Consider the following 18,769-nt stretch of genomic DNA (forward strand, 5'->3'; position numbering starts at 1 on the left):
ATATCTTGTAAGGTGATGCCATCTAGTACATTCATAATAGCTTCATCAGCTTTTTTCCATATTGTACGGGCTACACAATCTGCATTGCGTTTGCACACTTGCGGATTTTCAGCACATTCAACAAGTGAAACATCCCCTTCTAAAGTTTCCACAATCATTCTGATGGTAATTTCAGAGGGGTGTTTTGCCAGCATATATCCACCATTGGCACCTCGAACCGATTGCAATAGACCCGCTGATTTTAAAGGTATTACCAATTTGCTCAAATACTTGAATGATATTCCTTGCATTATGGATACCTCTTTTAAAAACACCGGACCCTGGTTGAATTTAAGAGCAAACTCAAACATCATTCGTACACCATATCTGCTTCTTGTTGATAAACGCATAAAATAAACCCTTATTATATGCTACTAATAAGACCTTTTTGGTAGTATTTTACTCCATAAAAAATTGTCAACATTTTTTTTATTTTTTTAAATCTTTTTTATACAACTATCTAATCCACGTAATATTGTTAAGCGTAACAATTTCAGGATATTGCCTAGTCAAAAATTGTATTAGCTGTGTTGTGCGATTCCCATTTGCCACATCGCCCAAATGATAGTTAGTAAAACTAAAACTTTCCTTTATATAAGAATTATTAAATACACTGTTATCAATAAAAAAAGTAAATGAAGTTGTTGAGTAACGCGGACCGGAGCTATACGTTATCTGTATGGATTTTATATACTCTGGTTGTATATAATATTCACTCCTCTTATTTTTTGTAATTAACCGTATGGTTTTTCCTTCAATAATAATACTTTGAATTGGATTACGAACAAGTTTCAATATTACAATTCCTACAATAACTATAATAATAAACCCTATGAGAATTATAATTAAAGGTATTATAAACCACATTGAAATTGTCTTCTTTATAAAATCATCATAAAAAAAAGAAAAAAATATATATACAATAAATCCATTCACAAAAAAGATGAAACCATATACTATCAAAAGAAATATATTGAATTTTGCTAGATCAATACAAAATGTTTCCTCATCCAATGAATGTGTTTCCATACTTTTTAAACCTTGCTCAATTATTTACCACACCAAACATATTTGCTTATTGCCAGTGCTGAACACCACTATATCATTAATAGCGTAATAGTAAAGTAAAAATACATTTAATGTATATTGTTCTAATAATTGTTACAATGTTCTTATTTTTTAGATAAAATATACAGCACAATCAGGCTATAAAATATCCACATAAAAATATTTCTTTTTTAGTAGCAAGGGACAATTACATATAAAAAATTTTTTATAGGTTACCTATCTTTTGATAGCAATATCATATTCGTGCTATTAAGGATTATACTATGCACCAATTATCATGATTGAAAATAAAAAGTTGTTCCCACAATTACATCATCAAGATGAATTATCTGGTAAATATACTAGCTGGACACAGTGAATCAATTTTACCTAATATATCTTCCAATTCAAGCTAAAGATATATCTTTTTTACAGCTGTAAGAATATAAATACTGTCTAGCTTTTGAACAGTTACTATCGCCAAACTTTAACTGTAAAAAAGTAATAGTATATTTTTTACCCTCAATCTTCCCAATACTCAGTACCAATGCTATCAATATAGCCAACTGCTGTATCAGTTTTTACCAGTGCCACTCCGTTTGCAAAGTTTTCTGCATTCTTGTATTTTGGCGGAACTATTTCCTTTCCCTCCAGGTTGACAAAACCCCACAGGCCATTTAACTTGACCTTTGCCATGCCTTCAACAAAGTTTTCAGTATCATCATAACGTATAGGTATAATCTCGTTTCCTTTTTTATCTACTATTCCAAACTTATTTTGTAACTTTACAATTGCATATCCGTTGTTAAAATTATATGCATAACTATATTTTGGTGGAATTACAACCTGTAACATTTCATCAATGAAACCCCACAGATTATTTAGTTTGAATGCAGCATAATTCTCTGAAAAACCCCTCACATTTTCAAAATCAAGGCTTTGTATAGTACCATCTTTAATGACGACATACTGAATCTTTTGATCTGTTACTAGCTCAAATACCTTATGGTCATCTGAATATATATTTTTGTAGCTAATGGGAATTATCTCCTTCCCACTGCTGTCAATAACACCCCATTTATAATTTTTTTCAACAATTGCCAATCCATTTTTAACATAGCTTACCTTGCTGTATTCAAATGGCGTTATCTGTGTACCATTTTTATCAATGAAAGCCCACAGAAAATATGTATAGGAATCTTTTGAAACGCTTTTCTTTACTGCTGCCCTTCCTTCACTAAAATCAGTAGCTTCCAGATATTCAGGTTTAATGACAACCTTACCAGCCTTATTAATATATCCCCATCCAAACGATATTTTAACTCGAGCCATTCCTTCTTTAAAATCTGAAACTTCTGAAAACCTGACAGGTATTACCTCCGCACCCTTCTTGTTAATAAAACCCCACTCTCCTCCTTTAAATTCTGATATATATCCTAATTCCCAACTACCACCTTTGTTTACTGGAGATAGCTCTTCAGAAAATTTGCCAATAAAATCATATTTGCAAGATACAATCTCTTTGCCACTGGTATCAATTAAACCTAACTTTCCGTTTAATTCAACTGTTGACAGGCCATCAGAAAAATAGGACACGCTATCATATTTAATTTTTATAACTTGTTTGCCCTGTAGATTTATAAATCCCCATTTATCATTTTTGCATACCGGTGCAAGCCCGGTTTTACTGTCAAATGGGAGAGTTTGGTCATACATACATGGTATGATTATCTTTTTGCTTTTATCACAATACCCCCATGTGTTCCCTTTACGGTAAGGGATGAGAACGTCATTTTTTGACGCAGTGTAGGCAAAAGAGCATATTATTAATGTAAAAGCAATAATGCTAAGAGCAACAATACCATAATAAGTTTTACCATTTAGCAATGCTTTCATACAACAAACCTCACCTTTAAATATTTATTTATATTTATATTATTAAACCCAATACATAAACTATAGCTTCAAAAGAGCACATGGATATTTATCTAAAAAAACTGCTTATTGAGAGTAACTGTTTGTTGATTAACTTTTATATTGTTACTGATCATCACACTTTCTATTGTAATAGGCATATCTTTACAAGCAAAAAATACACATCACTATATAAAGTTTTTTACCATAAAAAATATTATCATAAAACTTAACTCTTTTTTTGGTAAATACATATTTTGTGTATCATTTCAATACTCGTTATTCATATGCCTGTGAGCTATGTATGTGTTTTCAATTTTTTTGCTTTATTTAAATATTAATCAAAATATTTATCAATGAATTTGTTAAAAAAATTGTTTTAAGTTATAATTATATAAAATCGTTTTCTTTATTTATTACCTTGAAATATTGTTGCACATATTTACTATGACAAGTACCAGAAATGACACATACAATAACCATACAACGCTATGCAAATAACGGATATGGGATTGGCTTTCTTGATGGCAAAGCTGTATTTGTTCCCTACAGTGCAATAGATGATGTGGTTGCTGTAACAATAACACAACAAGCAAAAAATTACTGCTTTGCAACTATCACCGATATTGTAATGCCATCACCCTATCGTATTTTTCCACAATGTCCTGCATTTACCCATTGTGGAGGATGCGACTATCTACATATCCCTTATGAACATGAACTAACTATCAAAAAGCAACTTTTACACAATACATTAACCCATATTGGATCAATACCAAATACTAATATACCGGAAATTGAAATCATTCATAACAGTCGATACCATTATCGAAGTCATGCAACAGTGCATACTGATGGCAAACATGTTGGATTTTATAAAAAAGATTCACATAGTATTGAACCGTTACCGCAACAGGGATGCCTGCTCCTTCACAATGAAATTAACAGGACTATCCGTACTACTGCTTGGACTTACGACCCAGTTAAATGTGCACTTGATGCATCCGGCAACGTATGCTTTGACCCTACCGCAACAATTACCGAATCCGAATGCGGTATCACCTACATACGAAGTATCGACACTTTCTTTCAGGCTAACCGATACTTACGATCCACAATGTTACAAATCGTAGGAGAGCTTACAAAAAATTATACCTCATTCCTTGATATTGGATGCGGCGTAGGATTTTTTAGTATCTATGTGGCTAAAACAAATTCCATGAGTGGGGAAGGCATTGATACAAATATAGTAAGCATTGACTTTGCAAAACAGAATGCCATACTTAATAATGTAAGTGTAAAATTTTATGCAATAGGAGTAGAGAATTATCATCCTTTCAAATCTAATTATGATTGTGTTATACTTGATCCTCCTCGACAGGGTATATCAAAACGAGGCAGAAAGACAATTGTTGCCATCAATCCAGTGATAATTGTGTATGTTTCATGTAATCCAGTAACATTTTCGCGTGACGCTAAAAGCTTTATTGCCAGTAACTATCGCTTACAAAAATTATATTTGATTGATATGTTCCCGGCTACTCATCACACTGAAGTAATAGGACTTTTTTGTAAAATCACTTCAAGGTAAACGTTAAGCCCTGTATAAATGTTATGCGTTCTTTATTGAGGGTATCCGGTATTGGAGGAAATGGCGCTGCAGAGTGTATAGCACTAATAGCAGCAGTATCTAGCAGCAATGAGCCAGATGATTGTACCAGCACAACCCCCATAACATTGCCATTTTTTTCAATGGTAAATTTTACATAAGCTTGTCCTTCAATTCCATCTTTGCGGGCTGTTGCTGGATAGAGTAATGCCTCTTGAATGCGCTGTCGAATCATATCAGTATATTGCATGCTCACTGTAGTGTTGTTTTCATTTGAAATCATATATTGCGATGTAATACCACTTTGTGCTTGTTGATTACATCTTTGCACAGGATTGTTCATGAGTTTTGTAGCATCAGAAGGATCTTCTACACGGGGAAGTATAGTAAGCGTTTTGACGGTAACCGTGCAGTTATGCGGCTGTTCTATCATGGCATCTTTCCCAAAAGATATGCATAAAAATGCACCATGAATAATTACAGATATGCACAGAGAGTAATACACCAGTGTGTTACTTTTGAGTGTCATTGTTTTTTTCCATTGTTGTAGCTATTATCAGATTATTAATAGCTGTCTGTTTTATAATATCTATCACCCCAACTACAAAACCAAGCTCAACTGTTTTATCAGCCTTTACGATCACAGTTTTTGATGAAGGCATTGATAAAAGTTTTGTTTTAAGGTGCGATAGCTCTACAATAGAATCACCACAAAAAATTTCCTTATTTGCTGTGATATAAATAATGACATTGTCTTTTTGTACCGTAACAGCAGACTCTGCTTTTGGCAATGCTATTTCAATTCCAGGATTTGCTACAAAATATGAGGTTAGTGCAAAAAACAATAACAGCTGAAATACTACATCTATCAATGGTGCAATATTTAAGTTAATTGCAACTTTTTTACGCCTATCTATATTGAGACGTTCAGTACTCATTGCTTGATGACCTCTAAAATATCACTTATTAATTCTTTTAAAGCCCCTGTGATATCATCTATCCTGTCTTCAAAATAATGATACGCAATGATAGTTGGGATTGCAACAATTAATCCCGCAGCAGTGGTGATGAGTGCTTCCCATACACCACCAGCAAGCGCAGAAGGATTTACCTGCCCCTGCATATTTTGAATACCCATGAATACTTTAATCATACCTGTAACCGTGCCTAAAAGCCCTAAAAGAGGGGCAATATTACCAATAATTGCAAGCCAGTTTAAACGCTCTTCTAGATTGCGCACAAAAAAAGTAGCAAACCGTACCAGTTTATGTTCAGCTTCATGTAATTCATAATCTATTGAATAATTTTTACTTTTATCCAGTACATGTATCATATCGCGCACCAACCCTGAACAAGCTTCAATATCGCTAAATGACATGCTGCCTGAGGCAAACTTCTGTTTAAAAAGAATAATGGATCCCCAGATATAAGACTTTGCCTTAATCAAAACAATCAAACGTTCAATAAAAATGGCAAGTGACAATATTGAGCATATAAGAATTGGCCACATTACAGGGCCACCTTTTTGAAATAGTATCATCATAGCATCACTCATTAAATTTTAATGTTACTATTCATATATCATAACATTATATTGACAACTTTTTTATGAATTTCTGTAAAATTTTAGCATCATTCTATGATTAGGCACTACATACAATCTATTAACTGGCACGTTTTTAATAATACAATATTCTGTGTGTGATTACACAAAACAACTCTATATTTTATTCCACGTTTAACATTATCACATTGCTACTGTAAATATTCTATAATTGGAATTTATTATACAAATTATTATTTATGCACAATATTTTCTATTAACTGTATTCTAAAAATAATTATATCCAAATAAAAATATTTTTTTAATAATATAAAAAAATGTATTGAATAAATTTATAGTGTTGATTTACATTGAATATGTAACGGAGCAATGTGAATGGTGTGACGTACTATCCGCATTTGAATGCAGGAAATTTTACTGTCTACTGACATTTTTTAGGTTTATCAAGGAGTTGGATATGGCAGTCATAAAAGAAAAAATGATAATTAAAAATGCAACCCGTAAAGGAAGAAAAAAATCATCATACCTTCCCCCTGATTATAAAACACTGCAGGAGGTAATTGATGGCATTGAACGTGACTACATTCTTCATACACTTGAATTAACAAACTGGAATCTTCAGAAAACAAGTCGTGTTCTGGATATTGCACGAAACACATTAAAAGCAAAGATGAAGAAATACAATATTACTATGCAATAGGAAAAATCATAACAGGGCAAATACAATTATACCTGAAATGATTATTAAACCCAAAAGGAGAGCAATATATACAAATAATATATTCTCATTCCCATCTTCTTTTTTCTGTTCTTGCTTATCTGTTTCAATTTTTACGTTTTCTTCTTCTATTATTTTTACAAGAACATTTTTTGCAACTACTGCATAAATAGCATATCCTCCAGTAGAAAGAGGTATCTTTTCTTTTATCCTAGCTCGCACTGGCAAATATTGCCCATCACTTGTTATTGCGTTAAACATACGAGCAATTTTATCAGATACAGGATCTTTTCCACTCAACATCACTGAGATTTTTTCTCCGGGTTTAATATCATTTATGTATTTTCCCTTTACAGGGGAAACAATAACTGATCCGGGGATAACATATTCAACTTGAGATTCCACTTCACGCATTTTTATCTCATCTTGACTCAGCTCCTGTTCCTTCTCTTCTTGTTTTCCTGGTAATTCCATAGGTATGTTTTCTATTTCTAAGGTGAGAGAACTTGTTTTATCTATCTCAATTTGGCATTCTGTATCTTGATTAAAATATTTCCCAATTATTTCTTTAAACAATTCTGACACAACCTGTATGTTTCCAAACTTAGCTGGTTCATATACGTCATACCCTTCAATTGCCTCAGCCAAATGATTAGTGAACTTATATGAATCTTCAGTAGCTCCACCCAAATCACTCACAATATCACCAAATACATTGTAAAACTGTTTCCATGCATCAAAAATACGAATTTTATTATATATATCAGTATATGAGGTAACAAATGCATTAATATTAATAATATAGCTGTATTCAACATTAAGGAATACATAAAATGCTCCTACTTTAGTTGACCTGAACCTCCCTTTTATCACAGCAACATCCTGCAAAATCCCTGCAGCCATCTGGCGAGCTTTTTCCAGATTGCCATTCGTGTATTTTAAGGCTTTGTTTATAAGCTGGGTTTGATCGCTAAATGAATCATACTGTGTAGTATCTGGCATTTATAGTTCAACCTCTTGTTCAGCTAGACTTTTTTCAATGATTTCATATTTCTTTTGAGGTGTTAATGTAATGATACGTTTAATACATTGAATAACCTGCTCTTTATACTGATAAGGAACCTCTAATATGAAATATCCATTTTCAAGATTATTAATAACAGTTACTTTATTTTCAGGAATTTTAAGCCCTAGTGAGGGTCCATAAAATTTTATAATATATTCAGGTGAAATGTACTTAATAAATAACCGTGAAACTCCCATCTTAATTCTACGCACAGGTTGAAATTGTTGATATTTTGATTTTATTAATTCATCAAACGAGGAAGGATTTTTGGCAATAATGATAACAATGAGGTCTTGAGGCAATTCAAGAACAAGAAAATAACTATATAGATTCTTATATGAAGCTAATAGCCCAAATAACGAATCATCCTCGCTTTCTTTCTTTTTAATAATCTGCTTCATAGCTTATTAGGAACATCTATTGATTAAAAAAATACATCATCATTGCATTTAATTCAATTATATTTGAAGTTGCATATTAATCAAGTATTTTACTAAATTGAATAAAATACACTATCTGTGTTTATCTTTCTTACAGCACGTATTGTAAATAAATTCATGAGCAAACCAAACGCTTCACTTTCAGGTATATGAAGAAATAATGCAATATCACTAGCTGTTGCCTGCTTGTTTATCACACAATATTCAATAATATCTTTTTCTATTTCAGAAATAGCCCCTAATGCATGGCAGCCATTTTTACATAATCTATCGGTTACTATAATATACCGCCTTTTCTGTTGCACCATTCCAATTACTTGATGAATAATATATTCAACATTGTCGGTTATATTGACTAATTTACAATAAAATGGGGTATCGTGTGTATGCGATAGCTCTATTAATGGAACTATACATTCATCAACAAAGGAAGCATCAACTGATCGTATCCCATTAAAATCAAGGATGACAACCTCATGTTCCCCTAGATGTGTGAGCTTTTGGCAAATTTTCTGCAACAACAGCCTACCAACATACCGTGTAAAAAGATCAGTACTTTTTCGTGTTACTGTTACAGATGCTGCCAATTTTTTAATTTCAATAACCATTCTTTCATCCAATAAGTGTGATGGAAATCTGCGTCCCTGGGAAAGTTGGGCAATCATCTTTAAGGAAGACATAACTCCCCTTTGCAGAACGCCTGTGATGCAACACGCTTATATATGCATTTTCTGAACGTAAAAAAATAGAACCCTTAAGCTGTTCCATAATGGCATTAACCTGACACAGTCCATATCCATACCTGCGTTTGCTAGAAAGTGGAGTAGTCAGCACAGATTCCAGAAGCCTTGCATGTGGCATTGCTTTAATATCGGGCATATATTCAAATGTGGCAGGGATTCCAATACCTGAATCAGCAATAGCTATTCTGAATATGCGTTCATTCAAATAAGTGTAACTCTGTATGGCAATGAATCCTGAGTCAAGGCTGTGTTCAAAAATATTCTGGCATAGTTCTGAAATAACAGTAACAAGATAGTCGACCATAGTCAATGTAAACCAATGTTTTAAAATTATAAGAGCCCGTTTCCTGAATGCAGCAATTACTTTCCCAATAACCCTGACACTTTCTTTTTCTTTTCCAGGGATCTCAACAACTTCAAGCAGCCGTGAAGAAGCTAAACTTCTCTTCAGTTGCTTTTGTTTTTCAAGAGTTTCATTGCAATCAAATATTTTATGCGAAAAGAAATCCATTCGTACAGCATACTGCAATATTTGTGCTGGTATACGATACAACGTCAATCGGTTGCCTGTCAGTCGCAAGTAATTTCGTCCAAGAAGAAGTAAGCATATCAATGAATAGGGATCAATAAATGTTACTTGCGATAGGTCTAGTCCTTTAACATTCTTCCCTACAATATGCTGATACAGGGCAATGACTCCTTCAAAGCTGAATGGGTCTTTGCATTGATCTGGGATTTGTATTATGCTCACTGAAAATCCTTATGATATTATTTAATAAAATGAGGACATATATGTTCCTTATTTATTATAATCGACATTTTATTATTAATTTTTCAACCCTTATCCAGATATTAAAAAGCCCAATAGATACTTACAAAGAAGGTTTGTGACAATAAAAGTGTGCCTCTAATGCATTTGCCGGTAATACATAATTCCTACAGTTCAGAATAAAATGATTCTTGCAATGCTATCATAAAATATTATACTATGTACATTTACTATTAAATTAGTATGTATTACTTACCTTGCAATATGCTGCAACAAATTTCAATTACAAATATTTTCATAGTATATTGACAAAATACTGTTATTGCCCTAATTAAAGAGAGTGGTATGCTAACTGAAAACGAAATTGAAAACCTGATAACAAAACTACGTAATAAATACGATGAATATGCGTCTAAATATAGCCCACACTGGTTCAATAAAGATGCTTTTGAAGAACGTTTACAAACTGCTTTGAGGAATAAATTCAATCTTGAAGCCTTTATTGTAGCAGAAATTGCTCATTTTGAAACATTACGAAAACGGTATGATGAGAAAAAAAGGGAAACCTCTTTCAGCAAAAAGGTAGATGCTCTCATACAAGAATTAACTGCAAAAATAAAAAAATACCCAAAGATTGAATTCCATCCCAAAGCTCATTTTGAGATAATGCACATGTATGGAGCATGTAATGAGTTACTTGAATATTATTTCCCCGTTCTTTGGATCATACTGGATGATCGTACCGCACTATGGGAATTTGAGCAGCAATTACAGTATTTATGTGCACACTCCTCAAACCGTTTTTCGCGGCGAATAGAAGATCACATTACACTATTACAGCGACCTCATATTACATACATAGAAATAGAGAAAGACAAAAATGAATACCTGAAAGAGTGTGCATTTGTATTACATAAAATACTGCAATGGCTTGATACTATAACCCCCACCGTAAGTAATAATCAGTGCATATCATTTGCAAAGCTGTATGTTCATGAAGAAAAACGCAAAAGAATAATCGCACTCTTTCATAATGATACACCACAATCTGCTGTAAAAAAGATCCACAGCCATATTTTGGGCATTATAGAAGATTTCAGGCTACAGGCTTTCAGGAAAGATTAAACTTTTTTTATACATATCAGTGTAACATCATCTTCCAGTGGTGCATATCCAGTAAATTCATACATGCTGCCGCATAAAGAGTGTAAGATCTCCACAGGATTTTCCTGTGCATATAAAAGAATTTGTTCTTTCAGCTTATCATTCCCATACAATGTACGTGTTTCCATATTTATTGATTCGGTTAAGCCATCAGTATACAGCAACAACATATCATCCTTATCTAATGTTATACTGCAATCACCGTATACCATATCATCAAATACGCCAATCAATCCACCTGTATTGGGAAGTTCTTCAATACTATGCGTTTTCTTTCTATATAAGTATAACGGTGGATGTCCACCTGATGCAAAAACTATATGCCCATCAGGCAACAATCTGCAAATTAATGCTGTTGCAAAATAATATAAACCTTTGCCGTCTCTCACCATTTGCCGGTTAACTTTTTGTAATATTTCCCCCGGAGATTTTTCATAACGGCTAAATGTACGTATAAGTGTTCTGATAGCATTACCAATGTACGATGAGGCTACCCCATGCCCTGATACATCACACAGAATAATTTGAAGCACCCCATCATCAATCGTAAATCCATCAAAAAAATCACCCGATATGTCTTCCGCTGGCAAGAACGTTGATGCAATTTCATATCCCTTCACATTCTTGAATTTAGGCAATTGTGCAACCTGTATCTGCCTTACTTTTGATATTTCATCAATATACATTTTATTCTGCTTACGCACATATTGGTGTATCTCAGTTCGGCTGATAACTATTTTTAATATCTCTGCCAGCAATCCAATGATGTTTTTTTCATCACTGCTAAAAGGCTCATTTCGTATTAAAAAAACAAAGCCATATTGTTGCAACGATACGCGTACACCATATATTTTGCTATGCGGACGTGAAAAATACATTACAGAATTTTGAGCTTGCACATATATTAATTTATTGAGTTGCGGCATAAACGCTTGTAACAACTCATGGGGTATTAATCGTATCAAAGAAAAAGTACCTGTTTTCACCGGGCTTGCAACAACCATCCCATCTATGGGGACTATATTTTTTACGTGCATGAGCATCGCTACCAGTGAATCGATATCATCAAGTTTAAGACATTGCCTGATATATTCATTGAGCTGGATTAACCGTTGTTTAATATGTTTCTGGTGTTCTACTGACCGTTCCAGTTTTCGTTTCATTTCTATCAGTACGGCGCAACGGCGCAACTTTGAAAAAAGGATAAATTTGTTAAACGGCTTAATAATGTAGTCCATCACGCCAATACTGTATGCCCTTACAAGAGTTTGCTCATCATCAGTTGATGTCAAAATATACAGTATAATATCGTCGTATTGTCTCTGGCTTCGTATCCATTTACACACATCAAGGCCATAAGCATCCGGCAACTGAAGATCAATTATTGCTATATCAGGATTAAATTCTTCTATTATTTGTTGGAATTGACTAAACGAAGTTGTACACTTAACGTGATAGCCTGCCAGCATTGCGACAAGCATTTTGCCTATAAACATGTCATCATCTAAAACAAGAATTTTTATTTGTTCAACTTCCATATCACCTTCATATTCCCAAACACTCTTTTATAGACCAGCAGCACAATTTTTTCAAGTGCATTTTTTAAAATCAATGCAACAAAAACATTTCTTTTTAGCTGTGCATTATTTATATGAACTATCTGACAAACACTTAAAAACTTTTATTGAAATTATTTACCCTTTGATGTACATATACCTACATACAATTGTGCAATTTTTATTATAAAAAACATTCACCATAAAGTAGTGAATATTTTTTTCTGGAGGTACAAACATGCTTATTGTGTATAGTATTATAATTATTGTGGTACTAATTATTATAAAGAGAATGGTAAAGATTGTTCCTGACGATTCCATCTGCATTATTGAAAAAAATTTACGGTACCATACAACCTTAAAGCCAGGAATTCATATTATAAGTCCTTTTGTTTCGGCGCGAATTGTACCTGTTGAAAAAAGGGAAAGCGTACCGGTAACACAAGAAATTTTTTTTGGCGATAGCTCCGGTCAACAACTTACTGTAAAAGCAACATTTTTATTATGGGATCCATATACTCCATTTTTTACTTTTGAAAAATTAGACGAAGAGATGAGCACCAAAGCAATACAGGAACTATCAAAAATTGCCGCAGGGTATACAAAATCAGAATTTGAGAAAAATTTAGATATAATTAAGAAAAAATGCCTTGAATTATTAAACCAGTTTGGAGAAGAGTACGGTATTGAATTTGTAGACTTAGATATTTCAGTATGATTACCGTTCAGAAATTAGCTAAACGATTTGGTAACACACTCCTTTTTGAAGATGTTACTTTTACCATAGGCCACAAGGAAAAGGTAGGTCTTGTTGGTCGCAATGGTCTGGGTAAGACTACATTGCTTAAAATCATTGCAGGTATCGAACAGCCCGATGAAGGCAGTATAACCATTCCACGCCACTACACCATTGGATACATGTCACAGCAACTTCATTTCACCAAAGACATCGTACGCGATGAAGCATTATCATTATTGCCCGAATCAGAACAGCATGAATACTGGCGAGCTGAAAAAATACTTTCAGGATTGGGATTTGACAATACCGACATGCTGAAAAAAGTATCCCAGCTTTCTGGGGGATATCAGGTTAGACTGCAACTGGCAAAAACATTAATACTTAATCCTGACATGCTTCTTTTAGATGAACCAACTAACTACCTTGATATCACCTCAATCCGCTGGTTAGCTCGCTTTTTACAAAACTGGAGGGGAGAACTTTTATTTATCACACATGACAGAGCTTTCATGGACTCCATTGTTACTCACACTCTGGGTATTCATCGCAACAGGATAAAAAAAATCAAAGGTAATACCCAACAGTTTTATGAGCAGATTGCACTAGAAGAAGAAATCTATGAAAAAACCCGCATCAATGATGAACGCAGGCAAAAAGAAATAGAAGAGTTTATTTCCAGGTTCAGAGCAAAAGCCCGGCTGGCAAATCTAGTGCAATCGCGGATAAAGACAATTGAAAAGATGCAAAAGAAAGAAAAGCTGGTGCAGTTAAAAAATCTAGATTTTGAATTTAGGTATAAGCCTATATCATCAAAATATGTTGTGCAGGTGGATTCAATTTCTTTTGGGTATGGCGAAAAACTTCTTATTCAAAATCTGTCTTTTTCAGTTGCTGCGGACGATAGAATCTGCATAATAGGTCCCAATGGCAAAGGCAAGACTACATTGTGTAAACTCCTTGCTGGCACCTTGCAGCCACACTCAGGTTCAATCACAAAAGCACTGGGTGTAGAGATAGGATATTTTGAACAAACAAATATCGCAACATTAAATCCCAATGCTACAATTGAAGATGAGATTGCCTCCAGTGACCCTGATAACAACAAACAGAGAGCTCGCACTATCTGTGGATCATTACTTTTTGAAGGAGATGATGCATTAAAACCTGTTGCAGTCCTTTCAGGAGGTGAAAAGAGCCGCGTACTTTTGGGCAAAATTCTGGTTAGACCAATAAATCTTCTCATTCTGGATGAGCCAACAAACCATCTTGATATGGAAGCATGTGATGCTCTCCTAGAAGCACTGGACAGCTTTGAAGGCGCTGTAATACTGGTTACTCACAATGAACTTTTACTGAGAGCTATCGCACAGCGATTAATTATTTTCCAAAATAACACCGTAACCTTTTTTGAAGGCGACTATGAACGCTTTTTAGAAAAAGTTGGTTGGGCCAATGAGTTAGACATGCAAAAATCTGATGATTCCAATCAGCTTGAAAACAAACGCAATAAAAAAGAATTACGGAAATTGCGTTCAAAACTGCTGCAAGAAAAATTAAGTGAGTGCAAGCCCCTTCAGGACCAAATAGCTGAGATTGAAAAATCAATTACACACTACGATACTCTATTGAAGCAATATAATGCAGATATTATCATTGCTTCACAATCACAACAAAGCAGTGAAATTCAGCGTTTATCAATTGAAATACGCAAAGTGGAAAAAACTCTGAATACCCTTTACGATGAGCTTGAAGAGCTTATTGAACAATACGAAGAGAAAAGCAGACACTATGAACGGTTGCTTCAAGAGTATGCCTAATACAACTGCCATGTATTAGATTGCCACATCATTGCTTTTTATTTTTTCAAACTCTTAACCGCATTTTCCAATACTGTTCGTAATTCATCTGGAGTAAATGGTTTGGGAATATAGTCAAAAGCCCCTGCCTTGAGCGCTTGCCGTGCTGTTTCTACAGTAGCAAAACCAGTAAATATTATCACTATTACTTCCGGATGTCGTTTTTTTATTTCCTCTAATAGTTGCATGCCATCCATTCCTGGCATCATTAAATCAGTAAGCACAATATCAAATTTTTTCTTTTCAAGATGTTCCAAAGCAGTTTGTCCTGAATAAGCTGTTTCAACCTCATAATCAAGCTTTTGCAATACTCTAAGACAGCTTTTAAGCACAATATCTTCATCATCTACTATCAATATTTTAGCTAGTACATCCTTCATGGCCTACACCTATCACGCTTTTTGAAATACTGGGTATTCTTCTTTATTTTTTGCAAGAGGAAAAGTAATGGTAAAAACTGTTCCCTTACCTACTTCACTTTGCACATCGATGTTACCATGATACCGTTTAATTATGCCGTAGGTTACTGCCAGCCCCAAACCAGTACCTTTCCCCTGCTCCTTTGTGGTAAAAAATGGATCAAATATTTTATCCAGATGTTCCTCTTTAATACCTATACCTGTATCTGAAACAATAATAGTTATACTGTCATTATGAAAATTATACCTAGTTTTTACTGTTAGTGTACCCCCCTGCGGCATGGCATCTGCTGCATTCATAGCAAGGTTGTTTATAACCGATTTGAATTGATTTTCATCGATATACATATCGGGAACATCGGGATCCAGTTCTTTATTGATGACAATGTTATGGAAGTTAACATGCTTTTCAAGTATAACCAGCACTTCATTTATCAGAGTATTAATATTTCTGCGCTTTATATCCGGTTTAGTTGAACGTGCAAAATCAAGAATATTACGCACGATATCCCTGCACCGGAGGGTTTCCTTTATGATAACTCGCAAATCCTCCTCAAAATCTGTATCTTTAAGATCTTCCAAAAGTAGCGAACTATAGGTAAGAATAGCTGTAAGAGGATTGTTTATTTCATGAGCTATCCCCGATGCCAGCCTCCCAAGCGAAGCTAACTTCTCAGACTGCAATATCTGGTTCTGTGTCTGTTCTTTCAGCTTTCGGTCTCTTTCTTTTATTGCATCTATCATCTGATTAAATGTATAACACAAATAACCAATCTCATCCTCGCTTTCTATTTCAATATGTGTATCATAGTTGCCATTGATTACTGATTCTGAAGCATTTACCAGTGTTCGTACAGGTTTTATTATAATATTCAAAAGATACAATGAAATCCCCACCGCAACAATTGCTATTAAAATAGTAATTGCAGCAAAGTTAACTGTTGAACTGGCTTTGATCTCATCAAATTTTTTTTCCAAGATTCCCACATATAGAATGCCAATTGGTTTATTATATACATTTAACAATGGCTTATATGCAGAGATATACCAGTTGCTTACAACAAAGGCTTTATCCCACCACAGCTTGCCCTGTAATATCACCTTATTGTATACTTCCTCAGAAAGCAAAGTGCCAATCGCCCGACTCCCATCAGGTCTTTTTACATTGGTACATATTCTCACATCGTCCAGAAATATCGTTGAGGTACCAACATCTAAGCCATTAATCTTTTCATCTTTAAAAACTAGATCTTTTATCTGGTCAACAATACCATTATAATTATTTAAAATACGTACACCATAAATAATTCCAATGAAATTATTTTTGTAAAATATTGGTATAGTGACCCGTATAGCAAGAGCATCAACAACTTTTGTTCGTTCAACTTTCCGTGATTTTGGCGTAGGTACTATTTCAATAATTACTTTTTTTGCAATATCTTCACCTTCTCTTTCAAGATGTGCATGAGAAACAATATCAGTACCTTCACAGGGGATTTTATTTTTCATTACATATGAAATATGATTATCATCCGAGACATCATCGCCATATAAATTATTATTAGCACGTGCAATTACCCTGCCCTTAGCATCAGTTATGTTGACAATATCAATACCCAATTCTCTCTGTACCTCTCTGCATTTATTGATTAATACCTGCCTGTTATTATTAATAATTGCTAATTGAATATATTCCAGCAGAGCAATATGCTTGAGCATTTTGCTTTTCAGCGCTATTCTGCTATTATAAATAAAGTCAGCTGTGTCTAAATCCTTTAATACAATATCAAACGCCTGACCAACAACATGCTTTTCAATTGTCCATATACCTACAAATGTTGATGCTATCCCCGACAAAAGAACAATGGAAAGTATACTTATAAATAATTTGAATCTAATCTGTGTAGCAAATCGTTTTCTCATGATTTTAATGAAACGCGCATTTAATATTGCTTAATATAATAAATTATGTTGCATATATTTTGCAATCTTTTTACTAAAATTATACTATAACCAAAATTAAATTATTACCTCCATCACATCCTCTAGTATAGAGATTATACGATGTACACTATTAATAGAAAAAGAACCGGAATATCAGAACCTGACATTCCGGCTTTGCGATTGTAAACAGGTTGTTGTGATACTATATGCACATCACTGTAAACTCATACATACTTTTTAATTTTTTCAATCAACTCATCTATTCGTACAGGTTTTGTCAAAAAATCATTAATTCCTGGGAGGAATGATTGTTCCTCATTCAGCGAAAAACGTGAATTGGTCACTTGATTAATTGCAGTCAACATTATAATTGGCACATTTTTCACATCCTTATATTTTGAATCCTCTCTGTTGCTGCGTATCTGGTAGGATATTTCAAATCCCGCTGTGTCAGTCTCCATCATAACGTCAAGAATCATAAGGTCAGGACGATATGACAGTAGCTTTTTCAAACCTTCAGCACCGCTATATGCCACTTCCACTTCATATCCATTCATACTCAAAGCCTGTTTTAAGCTTTCTACAAGGTCTTTATCGTCATCAACTAATAATATTTTTTTAGCCATTTTAGTATACCCCACCTGCCAAATTTTAATCATAGAGTAACTGATATATTACATTTCTTTCTTCCCATGCCTTTGTTCTCTGATAGATATCTATTGGGAATTCAATCTGCTTCAATTCAATAGGAGAAGCCTTTTTATCAACAAGGCCTAATGCTAACGCAACACCATAGATAATTGCTTCCGGCCTTGGAGGACACCCGGGTATAAAATAGTTAACTGGAATTGCCTTATCAGCACCACCAGTAACATTGTAGGTATCAAACCAGCACCCACCACCAGTTGCACATGAACCAATACCAAATACAAGTTTAGGTGATGGCATAGCATCATACGCTTTTTTTACCAGCGGGAAGGTAGGCCTGGTAACAGCACCAGAAATAAGCATCACATCAGCATGCCGGGGGGATGCAACAAGTTTAATACCAAACCGTTCCACATCGTAATACGGAGTCAATACATTCAATATTTCAATATCACACCCATTACATGCACCAGAATTGCAGTGGTATACCCATAATGATTTTGGAAATGCCTTCTTTGCTAATTTTCCCAACAT

20 protein-coding genes are annotated in these 18,769 nt (G+C 34.1%); 5 read left to right on the forward strand and 15 right to left on the reverse strand.

Features of this window, described 5'->3' with window-relative positions; all coding sequences use genetic code 11:
* The 3 genes from N3F66_03155 to N3F66_03165 all read right to left on the reverse strand — a co-directional run.
* The coding region (locus N3F66_03155; GenBank protein ID MCX8123143.1) for an Rrf2 family transcriptional regulator at positions 1-389 on the reverse strand (389 nt) is incomplete at its 3' end.
* Between the two features lie 106 nt (positions 390-495).
* Positions 496-1,068 (reverse strand): hypothetical protein, encoded by a 573-nt coding sequence (locus N3F66_03160; GenBank protein ID MCX8123144.1) that lies wholly within the window; start codon positions 1,066-1,068, stop codon positions 496-498.
* A 540-nt stretch (positions 1,069-1,608) separates the two neighbouring features.
* Positions 1,609-2,982 (reverse strand): WG repeat-containing protein, encoded by a 1,374-nt coding sequence (locus tag N3F66_03165; GenBank protein MCX8123145.1) that lies wholly within the window; start codon positions 2,980-2,982, stop codon positions 1,609-1,611.
* Between the two features lie 481 nt (positions 2,983-3,463).
* Between N3F66_03165 and N3F66_03170 the strand changes: the two genes are divergently transcribed.
* A complete protein-coding gene (locus N3F66_03170) occupies positions 3,464-4,591 on the forward strand; it encodes a methyltransferase (GenBank protein MCX8123146.1) in 1,128 nt (375 codons plus the stop codon).
* Here the strand turns inward: N3F66_03170 and N3F66_03175 are convergent.
* From N3F66_03175 to N3F66_03185, 3 genes are read right to left on the reverse strand one after another with little or no spacing between them, the layout of a single operon-like run.
* Complete coding sequence (locus N3F66_03175; protein MCX8123147.1) at positions 4,578-5,138, reverse strand: TonB family protein; 561 nt, start codon at positions 5,136-5,138, stop codon at positions 4,578-4,580. The two genes, N3F66_03170 and N3F66_03175, sit on opposite strands and share 14 nt — an antisense overlap.
* A complete protein-coding gene (locus N3F66_03180) occupies positions 5,122-5,547 on the reverse strand; it encodes a biopolymer transporter ExbD (GenBank protein ID MCX8123148.1) in 426 nt (141 codons plus the stop codon). The genes N3F66_03175 and N3F66_03180 overlap by 17 nt, the downstream gene beginning before the upstream one ends.
* Positions 5,544-6,152 carry a MotA/TolQ/ExbB proton channel family protein gene (locus N3F66_03185; protein ID MCX8123149.1) on the reverse strand — a complete coding sequence of 203 codons (609 nt, stop codon included), beginning with the start codon at positions 6,150-6,152 and terminating at the stop codon, positions 5,544-5,546. Before N3F66_03185 ends, N3F66_03180 begins: the two co-directional genes overlap by 4 nt.
* Positions 6,153-6,630: 478 nt before the next feature.
* Between N3F66_03185 and N3F66_03190 the strand changes: the two genes are divergently transcribed.
* Positions 6,631-6,873 carry a hypothetical protein gene (locus N3F66_03190; protein MCX8123150.1) on the forward strand — a complete coding sequence of 81 codons (243 nt, stop codon included), beginning with the start codon at positions 6,631-6,633 and terminating at the stop codon, positions 6,871-6,873.
* Positions 6,874-6,879: 6 nt separating this feature from the next.
* On the opposite strand, the gene N3F66_03195 is transcribed toward N3F66_03190, so the two are convergent.
* From N3F66_03195 to N3F66_03210, 4 genes are all read right to left on the reverse strand, one after another.
* Complete coding sequence (locus tag N3F66_03195) at positions 6,880-7,893, reverse strand: hypothetical protein (protein MCX8123151.1); 1,014 nt, start codon at positions 7,891-7,893, stop codon at positions 6,880-6,882.
* Positions 7,894-8,358, reverse strand: coding sequence for a hypothetical protein (locus tag N3F66_03200; GenBank protein MCX8123152.1), 465 nt, complete (start codon positions 8,356-8,358; stop codon positions 7,894-7,896).
* A 92-nt stretch (positions 8,359-8,450) separates the two neighbouring features.
* Complete coding sequence (locus N3F66_03205) at positions 8,451-9,077, reverse strand: STAS-like domain-containing protein (GenBank protein MCX8123153.1); 627 nt, start codon at positions 9,075-9,077, stop codon at positions 8,451-8,453.
* Positions 9,010-9,891, reverse strand: coding sequence for an ATP-binding protein (locus tag N3F66_03210; GenBank protein ID MCX8123154.1), 882 nt, complete (start codon positions 9,889-9,891; stop codon positions 9,010-9,012). Before N3F66_03210 ends, N3F66_03205 begins: the two co-directional genes overlap by 68 nt.
* 363 nt (positions 9,892-10,254) lie before the next feature.
* Here N3F66_03210 and N3F66_03215 point away from each other — a divergent pair, with 363 nt between their 5' ends.
* Positions 10,255-11,034, forward strand: a complete 780-nt coding sequence (locus tag N3F66_03215; GenBank protein MCX8123155.1) for a hypothetical protein — start codon at positions 10,255-10,257, stop codon at positions 11,032-11,034.
* Here the strand turns inward: N3F66_03215 and N3F66_03220 are convergent.
* A complete protein-coding gene (locus tag N3F66_03220) occupies positions 11,031-12,611 on the reverse strand; it encodes a SpoIIE family protein phosphatase (GenBank protein MCX8123156.1) in 1,581 nt (526 codons plus the stop codon). The two genes, N3F66_03215 and N3F66_03220, sit on opposite strands and share 4 nt — an antisense overlap.
* Before the next feature lie 256 nt (positions 12,612-12,867).
* Between N3F66_03220 and N3F66_03225 the strand changes: the two genes are divergently transcribed.
* A complete protein-coding gene (locus N3F66_03225) occupies positions 12,868-13,347 on the forward strand; it encodes an SPFH domain-containing protein (GenBank protein MCX8123157.1) in 480 nt (159 codons plus the stop codon).
* The gene (locus tag N3F66_03230; protein ID MCX8123158.1) at positions 13,344-15,185 is read left to right on the forward strand and encodes an ATP-binding cassette domain-containing protein; all 1,842 of its coding nucleotides are present in this window, start codon (positions 13,344-13,346) and stop codon (positions 15,183-15,185) included. The genes N3F66_03225 and N3F66_03230 overlap by 4 nt, the downstream gene beginning before the upstream one ends.
* Before the next feature lie 38 nt (positions 15,186-15,223).
* Here N3F66_03230 and N3F66_03235 read toward each other — a convergent pair whose 3' ends face one another.
* The 4 genes from N3F66_03235 to N3F66_03250 all read right to left on the reverse strand — a co-directional run bounded on the left by N3F66_03235 (position 15,224) and on the right by N3F66_03250 (position 18,769).
* Positions 15,224-15,604, reverse strand: coding sequence for a response regulator (locus N3F66_03235; GenBank protein MCX8123159.1), 381 nt, complete (start codon positions 15,602-15,604; stop codon positions 15,224-15,226).
* Positions 15,605-15,616: 12 nt separating this feature from the next.
* On the reverse strand, positions 15,617-17,566 hold the full coding sequence (locus tag N3F66_03240; GenBank protein MCX8123160.1) for a cache domain-containing protein: 1,950 nt from the start codon (positions 17,564-17,566) through the stop codon (positions 15,617-15,619).
* Positions 17,567-17,811: 245 nt separating this feature from the next.
* A complete protein-coding gene (locus N3F66_03245; GenBank protein ID MCX8123161.1) occupies positions 17,812-18,213 on the reverse strand; it encodes a response regulator in 402 nt (133 codons plus the stop codon).
* Between the two features lie 25 nt (positions 18,214-18,238).
* The gene (locus tag N3F66_03250; GenBank protein MCX8123162.1) at positions 18,239-18,769 is read right to left on the reverse strand and encodes an NADH-quinone oxidoreductase subunit B family protein; all 531 of its coding nucleotides are present in this window, start codon (positions 18,767-18,769) and stop codon (positions 18,239-18,241) included.

The organism is Spirochaetota bacterium, assembly GCA_026414805.1.
Taxonomy (GTDB): Bacteria; Spirochaetota; UBA4802; order UBA4802; family UB4802; genus UBA4802.

Coding starts and splice junctions, on each gene's coding strand:
- N3F66_03160 (MCX8123144.1), bottom strand. CDS start 1,068: ATGGAAACACATTCATTGGATGAGGAAACATTTTGTATTGATCTAGCA.
- N3F66_03165 (MCX8123145.1), bottom strand. CDS start 2,982: ATGAAAGCATTGCTAAATGGTAAAACTTATTATGGTATTGTTGCTCTT.
- N3F66_03170 (MCX8123146.1), top strand. CDS start 3,464: ATGACACATACAATAACCATACAACGCTATGCAAATAACGGATATGGG.
- N3F66_03175 (MCX8123147.1), bottom strand. CDS start 5,138: ATGACACTCAAAAGTAACACACTGGTGTATTACTCTCTGTGCATATCT.
- N3F66_03180 (MCX8123148.1), bottom strand. CDS start 5,547: ATGAGTACTGAACGTCTCAATATAGATAGGCGTAAAAAAGTTGCAATT.
- N3F66_03185 (MCX8123149.1), bottom strand. CDS start 6,152: ATGATGATACTATTTCAAAAAGGTGGCCCTGTAATGTGGCCAATTCTT.
- N3F66_03190 (MCX8123150.1), top strand. CDS start 6,631: ATGGCAGTCATAAAAGAAAAAATGATAATTAAAAATGCAACCCGTAAA.
- N3F66_03195 (MCX8123151.1), bottom strand. CDS start 7,893: ATGCCAGATACTACACAGTATGATTCATTTAGCGATCAAACCCAGCTT.
- N3F66_03200 (MCX8123152.1), bottom strand. CDS start 8,358: ATGAAGCAGATTATTAAAAAGAAAGAAAGCGAGGATGATTCGTTATTT.
- N3F66_03205 (MCX8123153.1), bottom strand. CDS start 9,077: ATGTCTTCCTTAAAGATGATTGCCCAACTTTCCCAGGGACGCAGATTT.
- N3F66_03215 (MCX8123155.1), top strand. CDS start 10,255: ATGCTAACTGAAAACGAAATTGAAAACCTGATAACAAAACTACGTAAT.
- N3F66_03220 (MCX8123156.1), bottom strand. CDS start 12,611: ATGGAAGTTGAACAAATAAAAATTCTTGTTTTAGATGATGACATGTTT.
- N3F66_03225 (MCX8123157.1), top strand. CDS start 12,868: ATGCTTATTGTGTATAGTATTATAATTATTGTGGTACTAATTATTATA.
- N3F66_03230 (MCX8123158.1), top strand. CDS start 13,344: ATGATTACCGTTCAGAAATTAGCTAAACGATTTGGTAACACACTCCTT.
- N3F66_03235 (MCX8123159.1), bottom strand. CDS start 15,604: ATGAAGGATGTACTAGCTAAAATATTGATAGTAGATGATGAAGATATT.
- N3F66_03240 (MCX8123160.1), bottom strand. CDS start 17,566: ATGAGAAAACGATTTGCTACACAGATTAGATTCAAATTATTTATAAGT.
- N3F66_03245 (MCX8123161.1), bottom strand. CDS start 18,213: ATGGCTAAAAAAATATTATTAGTTGATGACGATAAAGACCTTGTAGAA.
- N3F66_03250 (MCX8123162.1), bottom strand. CDS start 18,769: ATGTTGGGAAAATTAGCAAAGAAGGCATTTCCAAAATCATTATGGGTA.